A 14,730-nucleotide genomic window follows, 5' to 3' on the forward strand; every position below is an offset into this window, starting at 1 on the left:
ACACCGTCCGCGACACGATGCCCTCATGAAGGGTGATCTGTTTTCCAGCGAGCACATGGTCCAGCCCGCCACCGCGCCGGGTATGACCGTCGAGAACTCCAAATGCATCAGATACGCGGTGAGCGGCGAGATGCTGGCCCGCCAGGGCGCGATGATCGCCTACCGCGGCAACCTCCAGTTCGAGCGCAAGGGCCAGGGCGTGGGTGGCATGCTCAAGCGCGCGGTCACCGGGGAAGGGCTGCCGCTGATGGCGGTGCGCGGACAGGGCGAGGCGTGGTTCGCGCACGAGGCGCAGAACTGCTTCGTCGTCGAGCTCGCCCCCGGCGACGAGTTCACCGTCAACGGCCGTAACGTCCTGTGCTTCGACGCCTCGCTGTCGTACCGGATCGCCACCGTGAAGGGGGCCGGCATCAGCGGCGGCGGACTGTTCAACAGCGTGTTCACCGGCCAGGGCCGGCTGGGCCTGGTCTGCGAGGGCAATCCTCTGGTGATCCCGGTGTCGGCGCAGTACCCGGTCTACGTCGACACGGACGCGGTGGTCGGCTGGAGCGCCGGGCTCGCGACCTCGCTGCACCGCTCCCAGTCCATCGGTTCGATGCTGCGCGGCGGCTCCGGGGAGGCCGTGCAGCTGGTGCTGAGCGGTGAGGGCTTCGTGGTCGTACGGCCGAGTGAGGCGACGCCGCAGAAGCCTCAGCAGCACTGACGGTCCGTGAGGTGATCTGCGCCTCACGGGCAACCCGGTCGGCTCCGTCCACGTCTTGATCGGCAACAGATGACACCGCCCTGGCCCCTCGGGGGCCGGGGCCGGTTTCCGACGCCCTATACACGCCATGTATACGTTCAATGTAGAGATGCTGTGTATACGGACCGAGAGGGATCCATGTACGGCAAGGCATTCGCCCCGGAGTACCAGGGCACCCTGACCACCCTGTCCGTGAACTCCTCGCTCACCGACGTCCTGGCCGCCGGCACCGAGGAGCTGCGGGCCGCCGAGCGGGCCGGGAGGCACCGCGAAGCGGCCCGCTCCGGGCTCGCCGTCGCCGAGGCGCATCGGCGCCTCGGCCGGATCGGCGAGGCGGACCGGGCCTGGAAGGCCAGCTACCGGGCCGCCCGCCGGGCCGGGGACACCGCGGCGATGGCCTGGGCGCTGTGGAGCGGCGGCACCCTGGCCCGGCAGCGCGGGGAGTTCGCGCTGGCCCGGCGGCTGCTCCAGCTCGCCGCCGACCTCGGTGAGCGCGGCGGGGACGTCGTGGTGCGCGGTTACTCCCTGGCCGGCCTCGCCGAGACCGGCCGTATCCAGGGCGACTACGAGGCCGTGACGCGGCTGCACGAGCAGTTGCTGGCCGAGGCCCGCCGTCGCGGCGAGGCCCGGCACACGGTGTGGGCGCTGGAAGGCATCGCGCAGATCCACCGCAATACCGGCGCCTACGACACGGCGTACGCCATGTTCGAGGAGGCGGCCGGGATCGCCGCGCGGGCCGACGACCGGCGCGGGCACGCCTGGGCGCTGCGCGGGCTCGCCGACATCGTCTCGGTGCGCGACAAGGACACCGGGCGGGCCCTGGCGCTGCTGTCCGAGGCGGAGACCATCTGCCGGGCCATGAAGCTCTCCGGCGCGCTCGCCTACAACCACAAGATGCGCGGCAACGTCCTGTACCGCGCGGGCCGTTACGCCGAGGCCCGCGGCCTGTACGAGCAGGCGCTCGCCGGGTTCCGCGCCATGAGCGAACCGCGCGGGGAGGCCCTGGCCCGGCTGGGCCTGGTCAAGTCCAGGGCTCGACTGGGCCGGGACAGCGCCGAGACCGAGGCCGAACTGGCGGAACTGGCCCGGACCTTGGACCGGATCGGTCTGAAGCACGCCCGGGAGATGGTGGCCCGGGCGCAGGAGGAGCTGGGTGCGGAGGCCGGACGGTGACGGCGCTTCCCTCCGCGGCTCCCCTTTCCGGCGTTCACGTGCTGGACCGCTGCCGGGAGTTGGTCCGCCCGGCACTGGTCGAGGCCGTGGGGCGGCTGCATCCCTGGGTCGGCGAGATGGCCGCCTACTCCTTCGGCTGGTGCGAGGTGGGCGGCGCCCCGGTCGCCACCGCCGGCGGCAAGGGGGTGCGCCAGGCACTGGCGGTGCTCGGCGCGGAGGCCGCGGGCGGCCCCGCCGAGGCCGGGACGACCGCCGCGGTGGCCGTGGAACTGGTGCACGCCTTCTCCCTGCTGCACGACGACATCATGGACGGCGACCAGGACCGCCGCCGGCGCCCCACCGTGTGGAAGGCGTACGGCACCGGCCCTGCCGTCCTCGCGGGCGACGCGCTGTTCGCGCTGGCCGTCGGGACGCTCGCCGCGGCGCCCGGGGGCGGCGGCGCCGTACGGCTGCTGTCGGGGGCGCTCGGCGACCTGGTGCGCGGGCAGGCCGACGACCTGCTGTTCGCGACCCGGCCGTGGACGGGGCCGGAGCGGGTGCGGCCGGAGGAGTACCGGGCGATGGCCGAGTACAAGACGGGCGCCCTGCTGGGCTGCGCCGCCGCTCTGGGTGCCGCGCTGGGCGGCGCCCCGTCGGGGACGGTCGCCGCGCTGGACCGGGCCGGGCGCGACCTCGGGATGGCCTTCCAGATCGTCGACGACGTCCTCGGCATCTGGGGCGATCCCACGGTTACCGGCAAGCCCGTCCACGGCGATCTGCGGGAACGCAAGAAGACGTTCCCGGTGCTGGCCGCCCTCGGCACACCCGCGGCCGGACGGCTGGCCGAACTCCTGGAAGCGGGGGAGGACTTCGGCCGCGCGGCAGAGCTGATCGAGGAGGCGGGCGGCCGGTCGGCGGCGCTCGGCGAGGCACGGCGCCGGATCGCCGTCGCCGAGGCCGCCCTGGACGCCGTACCCCTGGAGGCCGGTGCGGCCGGGGAGTTGGGGGCGCTGCTGGACTTCCTGGTGCGCCGCGACCTGTGACACGGGTGTTCGAGGCGCCGGATGAACAATCGGGAATCGGCGCATCTCGCTCGGCGAATCCTTGAACACACCCCGTCACGCCCGCCGTACCTGTGGGAAAGGTGAGAGCCAGGGTTTCAGCGAGGGATGACCATGGTCAAGGCGCACGTCTCCACACCCGTGTCGGTCGCCGGGAGATTCCGGCTCGTCGAGGTCGTCAGCCGGGAGACCAACCGCGTCTGCTGGTACGGGGAGGACATCGCGGTGGAGCGGCCGGTCCTGGTCACCCAGGTCGGGCTGCCGGACGTCCCGGACGGGGAGGAGGCGCGCCGGATCATCGCGCGGGTCCTGCACACCTGTGAGCGGATGGCGCTGCTGCTGCCCCACCGGGTCGCCGAAGTCGTGGACGTGGTCGAGGAGTCGGGGACGCTGTGGGTGGTCACCCGGTGGATCGACGGCGTGCCGTTGAGCGAACTGCTCGTCCAGCAGGGCACGTTGAACTATGTGCGGGCCGCGCGCATCGGCCTGGGGCTGCTCGACGTGCTGGAGACGGCGCACGGACAGGGCCTCACGCACGGCGAACTCAGCCCCGCCCAGGTGTTCGTGCGCGACGACGGGTCTCTCGTGGTCGCCGGGTTCGGGCTGGCCGGGGCCACCCTCGCGCCCCGGCTGGCGGCGCCCGCCTACGCCTCCCCCGAGCAGGCACGGGACGAGCCGATCGGGCCGGCCACCGACCTGTGGACGCTGGGTGCTCTGCTCTACACGATGGTGGAGGGGCGCCCGCCGTTCCGTGACCGGGGCCGGCCGGAGGCCACGCTGAAGGGCGTGGACCGCCTCCCGCTGCGCACTCCGGTGCGCGCTGGGCCGCTCACCCAGGCCGTGCAGGGGCTGTTGCGCAAGGACGCCGTGGAGCGGCTGCCCCGCCCGGTGGTCCGGGAGGCCTTCGTGCGTGTGCTGGACGAGGAGACCGCGGCGGCCGTGCCGAGCCCGCGGCTGCGCGGGCGGTGCGCGCACGGTCCGGGCCGGAGCAACCGCTCCGTGCTCGCGGGGACCGCCGTGGCCGTGGTCACCGTCGCGGTCGCCGTGCTCGCGGTCACCGACCGACTGCCCGGCGGCTCCGACGCCCCCGCCGCCGGGCCGAAGCCGAGCCCGACCCCGTCCGCCTCCGCCTCCCCCAGCCCCTCCGCCTCCCCCAGCCCCTCCGCCACGCCGCCGCCCGCTCCCACGGAGGCACCCTTCCGCCGCTACGACTCCCCCGAGGGCTTCTCCGTCACGCTCCCCGAGGACTGGCGGCCGCTGAGCACCGACCGGGTCTCGGACCTGGCGTACCGCGTGGTGCTCGGCGCGGACGGCGACGCGCGCACGCTCACCGTCACCTACAGCGAGCGGGTGGGCCCCGACCCGGTGGCCGTCTGGCGGGACGTGGAGCCCGGCCTGCGGCAGGCCGGCGGGTACCGCAGGCTCGGCGAGATCCGGCCGACGACGTACCGGGGCCGGGAGGCCGCCGAGATGGAGTGGCTCGCCGGGGCCGAGGGCACCCGGGTGCGCACCCTCGGCCGGGGTTTCCTGCTCGGCGGCGGTCGCGGCTACTCGCTGCGGTGGACGGCGCCCGCGGCCGACTGGGACGACCCCGGCAACCGCGAGGGCCTGGCCACCGCGCTGCGCACCTTCCGGGAGCCCTCAGGCTGACCGGCGCGGCGCGCCCATCCTGAGCAGGCGCCGGGGATGCAGGGGCTGGGTGCGCCAGCGGGCCGTGCAGGTGCGGTCCGGCAGCGAGCAGGTCACGGCGAGCCGGTGGGGCGTCTCCAGGAAGATCACCTCCACCTCCAGCGTGCCGGCATCCGTCCAGCCGCCGCTCACGGCGGTGGGGACCGGCTCCTCGGCGATGCTCCAGCCGCTGTCCGCGAGCCGGAGTTCCAGCCGCTCGCCGTCCTCGACGAGCGTCAGCCGGTGACCGTCCGCGGTCGCGGTGACCTCGGCGGAGATCCAGTCCGAGTCGAAGGCGACCGAGGTCCACCCCTGCGGCGCGGGTTTGCCCACGGCCGGCGGCAGCGCGAGCCCGGCCAGCCGCTGCGCCAGGGCCGCGTCCGCGGCTTCCCGGCCGGACAGCGGCCCGGGACGGAACGCGGGCAGCAGATGCGTCCAGACCATGTCGAGCAGCTTCTGCATGGCCACGGTGGCCGCGGTCGTCGCGATCACCGCGTCCTGCTCGGGCAGGACCAGACAGAACTGGCCGTACGCGCCGTCCCCGCGGTAGCCGTGCCGTGACATCCAGAACTGCAGGCCGTACCCCTGCCGCCAGTCCTCGCCGCCCATCGGCCCGTCGTCGTTCGCCGTGTGCGGGCGGGTGGCCTCGGCGACCCAGGACTCGGGCAGCACCCGCCGCCCGTCCCATATCCCGCCGCCCAGATACAGCTGCCCCAGCCGCAGGATCGCGTCGGTGGTGGCGTGCAGCCCGCTGAAGCCCAGGTCGCGGCCCGCCCGGTCCCGCAGCCACGCCACCTCTCCGATGCCGATCGGGTCGAAGAGCCGGGGCCGCAGATAGTCGGTGAGCGACTGCCCGGTGAGGCGCTGGACGATCGTGGCGAGCGTGTAGGTGGTGGGCTGGTTGTACGCGAACACCGTCCCCGGATCCCGGTCCGGCGGGATCCGCAGGAACCCCCGTACCAGCTCGTCGGGGTCCAGCGCGCGGGCCCGGTCCAGGGTCTCGGCCTCGTGGCCGCTGGCCATCGACGCCACGTGCCGCACGAGCATCGCCCGGCTGCGCGGGTCGGTGATGTCGGCGTCGAACTCGGGGAAGTACGAGAGCACCGGAGTGTCGAGGTCGAGCAGCCCCTCGGCGACGGCGAACCCGGCGGCGGTGGACGTGAAGCTCTTGCTGAGCGAGTACAGCAGGTGCGGCCGCTCGGCGGTGTACGGCGCCCACCAGCCGGAGGCGACGAGGCTGCCGTGCCGCATGATCATGAGGCTGTGCGGCTCGATCTCGGGGTCGGTTTCGAGTGCGTCGAGGAAGGCGTGCACACCGGAGGCGTCCACGCCCTGGAAGGCGGGCGGGCCGGCGGGAAGTGCGCGAGTCGTCATGACGGGATCATTACCCACCGGTCCGTTTTCCCGTACCCCGGTCGGGGACTCGGGCCGTATGGTGCAAATCGGATACACGATGATGACCGAGCAGGCCGGCCCGCGTGACCTCGTCGACCACGTGGTGCGCGCCGAAGAGGCCGGCTTCGATTTCTCGGTGACCTCGGACCACTACTTTCCGTGGCTGCGCTCGCAGGGTCACTCGCCGTACGCGTGGGCCGTGCTCGGCGCGGCCGCCCAGGCGACCCGGCGGATTCCGCTGATGACCTATGTGACGTGTCCGTCCTTCCGCTACCACCCGGCGGTGGTGGCGCAGAAGGCGGCCACCATGCAGCTGCTGTCCGAGGGCCGCTTCCGCCTCGGACTGGGCTCCGGGGAGAACCTCAACGAGCATGTGGTGGGCGGCGGCTGGCCGTCGGTCGATGTGCGGCACGAGATGCTGGAGGAGGCGATCGACATCATCCGGGCGCTGTTCGACGGCGGCCATGTCACGCATCACGGCACCCACTACGACGTGGACTCGGCCCGGCTGTGGGACCTGCCCGACCAGCCGACGCCGATCGGGGTCGCCGTCTCCGGGGAGCAGTCGTGCGCGCTGGCCGGCCGGGTCGCGGACCTGGTGATCGCCACGGAACCGAAGGCGGGTCTGCTGGACGCCTTCGACCGGCACGGCGGACAGGGCAAGCCGAGGGTCGGCCAGCTGCCGGTCTGCTACGACCCCGACCGGGACACCGCGGTCAAGCGCGCCCATGCCCAGTTCCGCTGGTTCGGCAGCGGCTGGAAGGTCAACGCGGAGCTGCCGCACCCGGATTCCTTCGAGTCGGCCACCCAGTTCGTCACCCCGGACGACGTCGCCGCGTCCATCCCGTGCGGGGACGACCCGGACGCCTTCGTCGAGGCCGTACGGCCGTACGCGGAGGCCGGGTTCAGCGAGATCGCCCTCGTGCAGATCGGCGGCGAGTCGCAGCCCGCCTACCTGGACTGGTCGGAGAAGACCCTGCTGCCCGCGCTGCGTGACGCCTTCGGATGACACACCCAGGGGTCCGGCAAACCGTCGTATGCAGGCGCATATAGGCTTCCGCTGCGCTTGTGCGCGTCCATGTTCCCGCCGAGACCCAGGAGAGTCCTCCGTGACCCTAGCGTTCGCCCCGTCCGAGCCCTCCCCCGCGCCGCTGTCCGACCTCGTCGCGCGGGACGCGCGTGAGTTCGGGGCGTACGCCCGCACCGGCGGGTGGGCCTTCGGCCTGATGGTGGCGCGTAGCGTGCGCCCCGGCGGCCAGAGCGCGGACGAGACGCCGAAGGTGTCGGCGAAGGAGTTCGCCGACCTCGCCGGCTGCTCGCCCGAGCGGGTCATGCGCTACTACAAGGCCTGGGACCGGGCCGCCGACGACGGTCTGGTCCCGCACTTCGAGGCGCTCCGGCCGGGCGCGGAGGTGGAGCTGCCGGACGCCGACGTGTGGCTGACCTACTACGTCTCGCGCACCAGCGCCGCCTCCGAGCGCGGCACCGCCATCGCCCAGGCCGCCGAGGCGGAGGGCATCCGGCCCACGAAGGCGCTGGAGGTCGCGGAGAACCCCACCGCGCTGCGTGCCGCGATCCTCGCCGACCCCTCCACCGCCCGCGCCGCCCGTGGCGCGCTGCTCGACCGCATCAAGGAGGACCCGGAGCTCCAGGCCGAGCTGGCCCGGGACGTGGTGCGTACCGACGACCTGAAGAAGGCCGTCGCCAGCGAGAGCCGGGCCGCCGACCGGATCGGCTACGTCCGCCAGATCGCGGAGTCCGGGCTGGTCAAAACGCCCGCCGGGCAGACCATCGACGCGCCCGTCGATCTGCGCCAGGAGGCCGAGCGGCACCTGTCCCTGCTCGACGAGCTGGACGAGGACGAGGACACCGGGGAGTGGGCCACCGAGGCCTACGACACGATGAAGACCCTCGTCGCCGAGACCGTGGAGGCGGATCCCGAGCTCCGCGTCCTGGAGCGGCGGACGAAGTTCTACAGCAGCCTGCAGCGGGCGACGAAGGTGTTCGAGGAGCTCACCTTCGACGATGTGCAGGAGTTCGTCGAGGACGACATGGTGCAGCAGTTGGAGGAGCTGCAGCATGCCATCGCCTCGTGCATCGCCACCCTGCGTGGCGCCAAGGGCACCGGCGGCCCCGGCGGTCAGTCGTTGGACGTGTAGCGGTGCCGTACCCACCACGGCAGGACGAACCAGCACAGGAGGTACCACAGCACCACGCCGGCGACCAGCCACGGGACGAAGCCGTCGTGGGTGGCGACCCGCAGGATCAGCAGCAGGGACGACGTGGTGGTGGCCAGCAGCAGCACCAGGCCGACGGAGGTCAGCCGGGACGCCCACTGCACCGCCCGGGATTTGATGCGCCGACCGGAGACCAGCCGGTGCAGGGACACCGGTCCTATCAGGGCGCCGGTGGCGGTGGCGCCCAGGATGACGGTCACGATGTAGATGGTCTGCTCGGTGTCGCCCAGGTCCGCGTAGGTCGGGGTGAATACGACGGTGAGCAGGAATCCGAAGAGGATCTGCACCCCCATCTGGGCCACCCGGATCTCCTGAATGAGCTCCGTCCACATGCGGTCGGCCCGCTCGTCCTCGGTCTCGTCGCGGCCGGAACGTCTCTCTGCTGCCTGCTCCATGAACTCCGTGTGACCCCGAGGTTGATCCTTCAAACGGTCACCAGCGGTTCTCGACCTGCTCCTTGATCCGGCGGTCGTACAGGTCACGGATCGCGGCGAGGGTCGCCTCCGGCAGCTCCGGGAGCTCGGCCGCGGCGGCGTTGGCGCGGGCCTGCTCGGGCGAGCGGGCGCCGGGGATCACCGTGGTCACGCCGGGCTGCTGGACGATCCAGCGCAGAGCGAGCTGGGCGGGGGTGTACCCCTGCGGGGCGAGGGCGGAGAACTCGGCGGCGGCCTCGACGCCGGTCGTGTAGTCGACGCCGGAGAAGGTCTCGCCGACATCGAAGGACTCGCCGTGCCGGTTGTAGGTGCGGTGGTCGTTCTCGGGGAAGACGGTGTCCTTGGTGTACTTGCCGGACAGCAGGCCGGAGGCGAGCGGGACGCGGGCGATGATGCCGACGCCCGCCTCCTGGGCGGCCGGAAGAACCGCGCGCAGGGGCTTCATGCGGAAGGCGTTGAGGATGATCTGCACGCTCGCCACGCCGGGCCGGGCGATCGCGGTGAGCGCCTCCTCGCAGGTCTCCACGCTGACGCCGTAGGCGGCGATGCGCTCCTCGGCGACAAGGGTGTCGAGGGCGTCGAACACCTCGTCCGAGGAGTAGACGGAGGTCGGCGGGCAGTGCAGCTGCACCAGGTCGATGCGGTCGATGCCGAGGTTGCGGCGCGAACGGTCGTTCCAGGCGCGGAAGTTGTCCAGGACGTAGTTCTCCGGGAGCTGGTCGACCCGGCGGCCCATCTTGGCGGCGACCATGACGTGCAGGTCGGGCCGGCTGCGCAGGAAGGTCGCGATGGTCTCCTCGCTGCGGCCGTCGCCGTAGACGTCGGCGGTGTCGAAGAAGGTCACCCCCGCCTCGGCGGCCGCCTCCAGGACCGCGAGGGCTTCCTTGTCGTCCACGTCGCCCCAGTCGGCACCCAGTTGCCAGGTGCCGAGACCGATCACGGATGCGTGCTGCTGAGACCTGCCGAATGTGCGCTCGTCCATGGCGTCAGTCTGTCACCCGCCCCGCGCGCTTTCCGCGCGGGGCGGGCGCCGATCGGGCTACTCGCGCGAGGTCAGCGTCCTGGCATGGACCGTGCGGGCGACCTTGGGGCCCAGCCAGCGCTTGAACCGGCGCAGCGCCTCGAGCTGTCCGGCCGCCTTGTCCAGGCGGTAGTAGAGCTGGGGCGGGACGTACGGCAGCAGGGGTGAGTGGCGCTGCCCGAGGAGGGCGAACATGTGCTCGGGGGGCAGGTGGATGTAGCGGGGCAGGTTCTCGTACCACTGGGCGCTGTAGCGGGCCGCGCTCTGCAAGGGGAGCAGGGCCTGCTTGCGCTCCTCTTCGTAGCGGGCCAGGGCGCGCGGCAGGTCGGTGTGCTCGCGCAGGGCGCCGGCCAGGGCGAGGGCGTCCTCCAGGGCGAGGGTGGTGCCGGCGCCGATGGAGTAGTGGGTGGTGTGGGCGGCGTCGCCGAGCAGGACGAGGTTGTCGCGGTGCCAGGTGCGGTTGGTGAGGGTACGGAAGTTCAGCCAGGGGGAGCTGCCGTCGGCCGGGGAGCGGCCGATCAGGGTGTGGCCGTCGAGGGTGTCGGCGAACAGCTTCTCCAGCAGGGCGAGGCTCTCCGCCTCGTCGGCGCGGTCGAGGCCGAGCCCGGTGAAGGTGTCGGGGGCGCATTCGACGACGCAGGTGCTGCGGTCGGGGCCGAAGCGGTAGCCGTAGGCCCAGATCCAGCCGTGGTCGGTCTCCACGAAGGCGAAGGTGAAGGCGTCGAAGACCTTGGTGGTGCCGAGCCAGATGTAGTGGTTGCGGCCGGGCCGCAGCTCGCTGCCGAAGTGGGCGGCGTGGTGAGTGCGCAGTGCGCTGTGCACTCCGTCGCTCGCGACGACCAGGTCGGCTCCGGGGAGCGGGGCGGCCGGGTCGATCTCGTGCTCGTACTCCAGTCGCACGCCGAGCGAGCGGGCGCGTGCGGCGAGGAGTTCCAGCAGCCGGTGGCGGCCGATGCCGAAGCCCTCGTCGCCCGGCCGACGGGTGGTCAGGTCCCGTACCCGGGCCACCCCTTCGCTCCAGCTGACCGAGTTGTCGGCGATGGCGCGCGCCGACTCGGGGTCATGCGCGTGCAGCCGGTCGAGCAGCCCGCGCCAGTAGGTGACGCCCCAGCCGTAGGTGGAGCCCTCCGCGTTGCGCTCGTGGACGGTGATGTCGTGGGACGGGTCCTGCAGCTTCAGCAGGATCGAGAGGTACAGGCCCGCGGGCCCGCCTCCGACGCAGTCGACCTTCACGCGCACCCCTTGAAATCACTCATTGCGATCGCTTAGAGACGGAGAGTAGCAGCGCGGTCGCACCGTGCCCCGCTTCCGGATCGCGTCACCTTCCCGGCGTGACCCACGCCACCGGTGACCCGCCCGTCCGCGAAAGACCACCCGGATCAGGGGTCCCGGGAGAAGGAATTACCCGTTCCGGAGGGCGGTTCCACACCGGAACAGCAAGATCATCTTTGTTCAACCTTGCACGACATGTGGGTAATTGTCCGGATCGCAGCCAACCACTCCCGAGGGATTTCACCGCGTCTCACCTCTCCCGATAGGCATACGGAGTCAACAGCCGAACCACCCCGGGAGATCCGTATGCCGGAACTCAGCCGTCGCCGCGCGCTCACCGCGGCGGCCGCCCTCGCCGCCGCCTCCGGAGCCGCCACGCTCGCCGCCCCCGCCCCCGCCCGGGCCGCCGGCCACCACCCCGGCTCCCCCGCACCCTTCGACGAGGTCTACAAGGGCCGCCGGATACAGGGCCGGGCCCGCTCGGGCGGCGGGCACCACGACCACGGCGCCGGTTACGCCGTGTTCGTCGACGGGGCGGAGCTGCACGTGATGCGCAACGCCGACGGCACCTGGATCAGCGTCGTCAGCCACTACGACCCGGTGACCACCCCGCGTGCCGCGGCGCGGGCCGCGGTGGACGAGCTCCAGGGCGCCGCACTCCTGCCGTTCCCCACGGAGTGACCCGCCCAGTGACCCGCCCAGTGACCCGCCCAGTGACCCGCCCCTGCAGCTACAGCACTTCCGGGAGCCCTCGCACATGACCGTCCGCAAGAACCAGGCGAACCTGACCGCCGACGAGAAGCGCCGCTTCGTCGCCGCCGTGCTGGAGCTCAAGCGCACCGGCCGCTACGACGAGTTCGTCACCACGCACAACGCCTTCATCATGGCCGACACCGACAGCGGCGAGCGTACGGGGCATCGTTCGCCGTCCTTCCTGCCCTGGCACCGCAGATTCCTGCTCGACTTCGAGCGCGCCCTCCAGGCGGTGGACCCCTCGGTCGCGCTGCCCTACTGGGACTGGACCGCCGACCGCACGGCACGGGCCTCGCTGTGGGCACCGGACTTCCTCGGCGGCACCGGGCGGAGCCTGGACGGCCGCGTGATGGACGGCCCCTTCGCCGCCTCCACCGGCAACTGGCCCATCAACGTCCGGATAGACGGCCGTACCTATCTGCGCCGGGCCCTGGGCGGCGGCGGCCGCCCGCTGCCGACCCGGGCCGAGGTGGACTCCGTGCTGGCGATGCCGACGTACGACATGGCGCCCTGGAACAGCGGCTCGGACGGGTTCCGCAACCATCTGGAGGGATGGCGCGGGGTCAATCTGCACAACCGGGTGCATGTGTGGGTGGGCGGGCAGATGGGCACCGGGGTCTCCCCCAACGACCCGGTGTTCTGGCTGCACCACGCCTACGTGGACCGGCTCTGGGCGGACTGGCAGCGTCGGCACCCCGGCTCCGGCTACCTCCCGGCGGCGGGCACCCCCGATGTGATCGACCTCGGCGACACGATGAAGCCGTGGAACGACGTACGGCCCGCCGACCTGCTGGACCACACGCCGCACTACACCTTCGACGCGGCCTGAGCCGGCGGAACGAGTCGCTCCTTCGGCGGTTTGTCCCCCACGGCACGCGGTAACCCGTGCCGGGAACCGTACACAGACCAAGGAAGGGCGACTCATGTCACAGGTCGAGGAATCCATCGAGGTCGGCGTCCCGGTCCACACCGCGTACAACCAGTGGACCCAGTTCGAGTCGTTTCCCGAGTTCATGAGCGGGGTCGAGCGCATCGAGCAGCGCAGCGACACGCTCACGCACTGGGTGACGAAGGTCGACGGGGTGCAGCGGGAGTTCGACGCGGAGATCACCGAGCAGATCCCGGACGAGCGGGTCGCCTGGACCACGGTCGGCGGCCAGGCCCATCAGGCGGGCGTGGTGACCTTCCACCGGCTCGACGAGCAGCACACCAAGGTGATGCTCCAGATGGACTTCCACCCCGACAGCCTCGCCGAGAAGGTCGGCGACAAGCTCGGGTTCGTGAAGCGGCAGGCCAAGGGCGACCTCGAGCGCTTCAAGACCTACATCGAGGACCGCGGCCGGGAGACCGGCGCCTGGCGCGGCACCGTGGTGTAGGTCCTGACCTACCCCGCCGCTTCCGTGCGGCACTCCGGGTGACCCCAGCCCTGCGCGTTCTTCGCGATGGGCTCGCCCGCGGCGTAGGAGCGGCCGCACAGACAGCGGCCGGGGAACTTCGCCTTGATGGTGCGCGCGGAGGAGCCGCCGCCGCTCTTCTTGGCGGTCGTGGGGCGGCGGCGCGGCGCCTTGGCAGGGGCGTCCGGAGCGGGCGGCGGCTCGGGCGAACCGAGGCCGCTGCCCGCGGGCTCCTGCACCATGGCCGCCTGGCTCGCGGCACGGTCGGCGAAGTCGTTGAGCTTGTCACCGTCGACCTGGTGAGCGGGCACATAGCGGAACTCGACGGAACGGCCGGCCAGGAGTTCGTCGATGCGTACGACGAGCTCCTGGTTGGCGACCGGCTTGCCTCCGGAGGTCTTCCAGCCGTTGCGCTTCCAGCCGGGCAGCCAGGTGGTGACGGCCTTCATGGCGTACTGGGAGTCCATCCGGACCTCCAGCGGCACGCCTGGGTCGGTCGCCGCCAACAGGCGCTCCAGGGCGGTGAGTTCGGCGACGTTGTTGGTGGCCTTGCCGAGCGGTCCGGCTTCCCAGCGGGCCGGGGTCTCCGTCTCGTCGGCGACGACCCAGGCCCAGCCCGCGGGTCCGGGGTTTCCCTTCGAAGCCCCGTCGCACGCGGCCACTACTAGTTCACGCATGCGCCGATCATGCCATGGGCCGCGAGGGTGACCGGAGCCCGCCCGGTCAGACGTCGGTGATCTTGGGCATCTCGCCCACGGTGGTCGTGGTGTCGATCACGGAGAAGTGCGCGCCCTGCGGGTCGCTGAGCGAGGCGAACCGCCCGAAGGGCGTGTCCATGGGCCCGAACCGCAGGACCCCGCCCAGCTCGGTGGCCTTGGACACGGCCTCGTCGCAGTCGGCGACGGAGAAGTACACGTTGATGTACGCGCCGGCCTCGGGCGGGAACTCCTCGGTCATCGCCATCCGGCCCAGGACCGTCTTGTCGCCGATGTTGAACAGCCGGAAGTCGACCCCGTCGTCGTCCATCCGCTGCGCGGTGTACGCGGGGAAGACGGCCGGGAAGAAGGCGTCGGACTTCTCCGGCTCCCGGGTGAAGATCTCGGCCCAGCAGAACGCGCCGGGCCGCTCGGGGGGCGCCTCGAAGCCCTCGTGCGCGCCGGCCTGCCAGACGCCGAAGACGACGCCGCTCGGGTCGCGGCCCAGGCACATGGTGCCGAAGTCGCCGACGCGCATCGGCTCCATCAGCACCTCGCCGCCGTGGTCACGGATCCGGCCGGCGGTGGTGGCGGCGTCCGGGGACGCGAAGTACAGGCACCATTGGGACGGGCCGTCCTGCCCGGGCATGGGCGGGACGACGGCGGCGACCGCCTTGCCGTCCGCGTAGGCCTGGGTGTAGCTGCCGAACTCCGTCGACGCCTCGCCGAAGGTCCAGCCGAGGACGGCGCCGTAGAAGCTCTTGGCTCCCTCGACGTCGGTGAACATCGCATCGGCCCAACAAGGGGTTCCCTCTGGCTGTACCGCCATGACTGCGGCCTCTCCGACTCGGGTTTCCGTCCGGCTTCCCACGCTATCCACCCCCTACGCCGAGCGCGCGCCGAACG

15 protein-coding genes are annotated in these 14,730 nt (G+C 72.2%); 9 read left to right on the forward strand and 6 right to left on the reverse strand.

The window, feature by feature from the left end:
* The first annotated feature begins 25 nt into the window (after positions 1-25).
* The 4 genes from ACWD11_RS32465 to ACWD11_RS32480 all read left to right on the forward strand — a co-directional run bounded on the left by ACWD11_RS32465 (position 26) and on the right by ACWD11_RS32480 (position 4,605).
* On the forward strand, positions 26-703 hold the full coding sequence (locus ACWD11_RS32465) for an AIM24 family protein (RefSeq protein WP_451287364.1): 678 nt from the start codon (positions 26-28) through the stop codon (positions 701-703).
* Positions 704-880: 177 nt separating this feature from the next.
* A complete protein-coding gene (locus ACWD11_RS32470) occupies positions 881-1,915 on the forward strand; it encodes a tetratricopeptide repeat protein (RefSeq protein ID WP_451287366.1) in 1,035 nt (344 codons plus the stop codon).
* Positions 1,912-2,937 (forward strand): polyprenyl synthetase family protein, encoded by a 1,026-nt coding sequence (locus ACWD11_RS32475; protein WP_451287368.1) that lies wholly within the window; start codon positions 1,912-1,914, stop codon positions 2,935-2,937. Before ACWD11_RS32470 ends, ACWD11_RS32475 begins: the two co-directional genes overlap by 4 nt.
* A 132-nt stretch (positions 2,938-3,069) precedes the next feature.
* Positions 3,070-4,605 (forward strand): serine/threonine-protein kinase, encoded by a 1,536-nt coding sequence (locus tag ACWD11_RS32480; RefSeq protein WP_451287420.1) that lies wholly within the window; start codon positions 3,070-3,072, stop codon positions 4,603-4,605.
* On the opposite strand, the gene ACWD11_RS32485 is transcribed toward ACWD11_RS32480, so the two are convergent.
* Entirely contained in the window at positions 4,597-5,997 is a 1,401-nt protein-coding gene (locus ACWD11_RS32485) for a serine hydrolase domain-containing protein (protein WP_451287370.1), read from the reverse strand. The genes ACWD11_RS32480 and ACWD11_RS32485 overlap by 9 nt on opposite strands.
* A gap of 58 nt (positions 5,998-6,055) precedes the next feature.
* Here ACWD11_RS32485 and ACWD11_RS32490 point away from each other — a divergent pair, with 58 nt between their 5' ends.
* Positions 6,056-7,027, forward strand: a complete 972-nt coding sequence (locus ACWD11_RS32490; protein ID WP_451287372.1) for an LLM class F420-dependent oxidoreductase — start codon at positions 6,056-6,058, stop codon at positions 7,025-7,027.
* A gap of 100 nt (positions 7,028-7,127) precedes the next feature.
* A complete protein-coding gene (locus ACWD11_RS32495; RefSeq protein WP_451287374.1) occupies positions 7,128-8,177 on the forward strand; it encodes a hypothetical protein in 1,050 nt (349 codons plus the stop codon).
* On the opposite strand, the gene ACWD11_RS32500 is transcribed toward ACWD11_RS32495, so the two are convergent.
* From ACWD11_RS32500 to ACWD11_RS32510, 3 genes are read right to left on the reverse strand one after another with little or no spacing between them, the layout of a single operon-like run.
* Positions 8,159-8,650, reverse strand: a complete 492-nt coding sequence (locus tag ACWD11_RS32500; RefSeq protein ID WP_389420230.1) for a DUF6328 family protein — start codon at positions 8,648-8,650, stop codon at positions 8,159-8,161. The two genes, ACWD11_RS32495 and ACWD11_RS32500, sit on opposite strands and share 19 nt — an antisense overlap.
* Before the next feature lie 37 nt (positions 8,651-8,687).
* Positions 8,688-9,671 (reverse strand): aldo/keto reductase, encoded by a 984-nt coding sequence (locus ACWD11_RS32505; RefSeq protein ID WP_451287376.1) that lies wholly within the window; start codon positions 9,669-9,671, stop codon positions 8,688-8,690.
* Positions 9,672-9,728: 57 nt separating this feature from the next.
* Entirely contained in the window at positions 9,729-10,943 is a 1,215-nt protein-coding gene (locus ACWD11_RS32510) for an FAD-dependent monooxygenase (protein ID WP_451287378.1), read from the reverse strand.
* A 345-nt stretch (positions 10,944-11,288) separates the two neighbouring features.
* Here ACWD11_RS32510 and melC1 point away from each other — a divergent pair, with 345 nt between their 5' ends.
* The 3 genes from melC1 (at position 11,289) to ACWD11_RS32525 (ending at position 13,111) form a co-directional block, all read left to right on the forward strand.
* Positions 11,289-11,663, forward strand: coding sequence for an apotyrosinase chaperone MelC1 (gene melC1 / locus ACWD11_RS32515; protein WP_451287380.1), 375 nt, complete (start codon positions 11,289-11,291; stop codon positions 11,661-11,663).
* 76 nt (positions 11,664-11,739) lie between these two features.
* Positions 11,740-12,564: a tyrosinase MelC2 gene (gene melC2, locus ACWD11_RS32520; protein WP_451287382.1), complete on the forward strand. Its 825-nt coding sequence runs from the start codon at positions 11,740-11,742 to the stop codon at positions 12,562-12,564.
* Between the two features lie 94 nt (positions 12,565-12,658).
* Positions 12,659-13,111: an SRPBCC family protein gene (locus ACWD11_RS32525; RefSeq protein WP_389420225.1), complete on the forward strand. Its 453-nt coding sequence runs from the start codon at positions 12,659-12,661 to the stop codon at positions 13,109-13,111.
* A gap of 8 nt (positions 13,112-13,119) precedes the next feature.
* On the opposite strand, the gene ACWD11_RS32530 is transcribed toward ACWD11_RS32525, so the two are convergent.
* A complete protein-coding gene (locus ACWD11_RS32530) occupies positions 13,120-13,806 on the reverse strand; it encodes a ribonuclease H family protein (protein WP_389420224.1) in 687 nt (228 codons plus the stop codon).
* 46 nt (positions 13,807-13,852) lie between these two features.
* Positions 13,853-14,653 (reverse strand): VOC family protein, encoded by an 801-nt coding sequence (locus ACWD11_RS32535; protein ID WP_451287385.1) that lies wholly within the window; start codon positions 14,651-14,653, stop codon positions 13,853-13,855.
* Positions 14,654-14,730: the final 77 nt, after the last annotated feature.

The sequence above is a fragment of the Streptomyces sp. NPDC002776 genome (genome assembly GCF_053592195.1).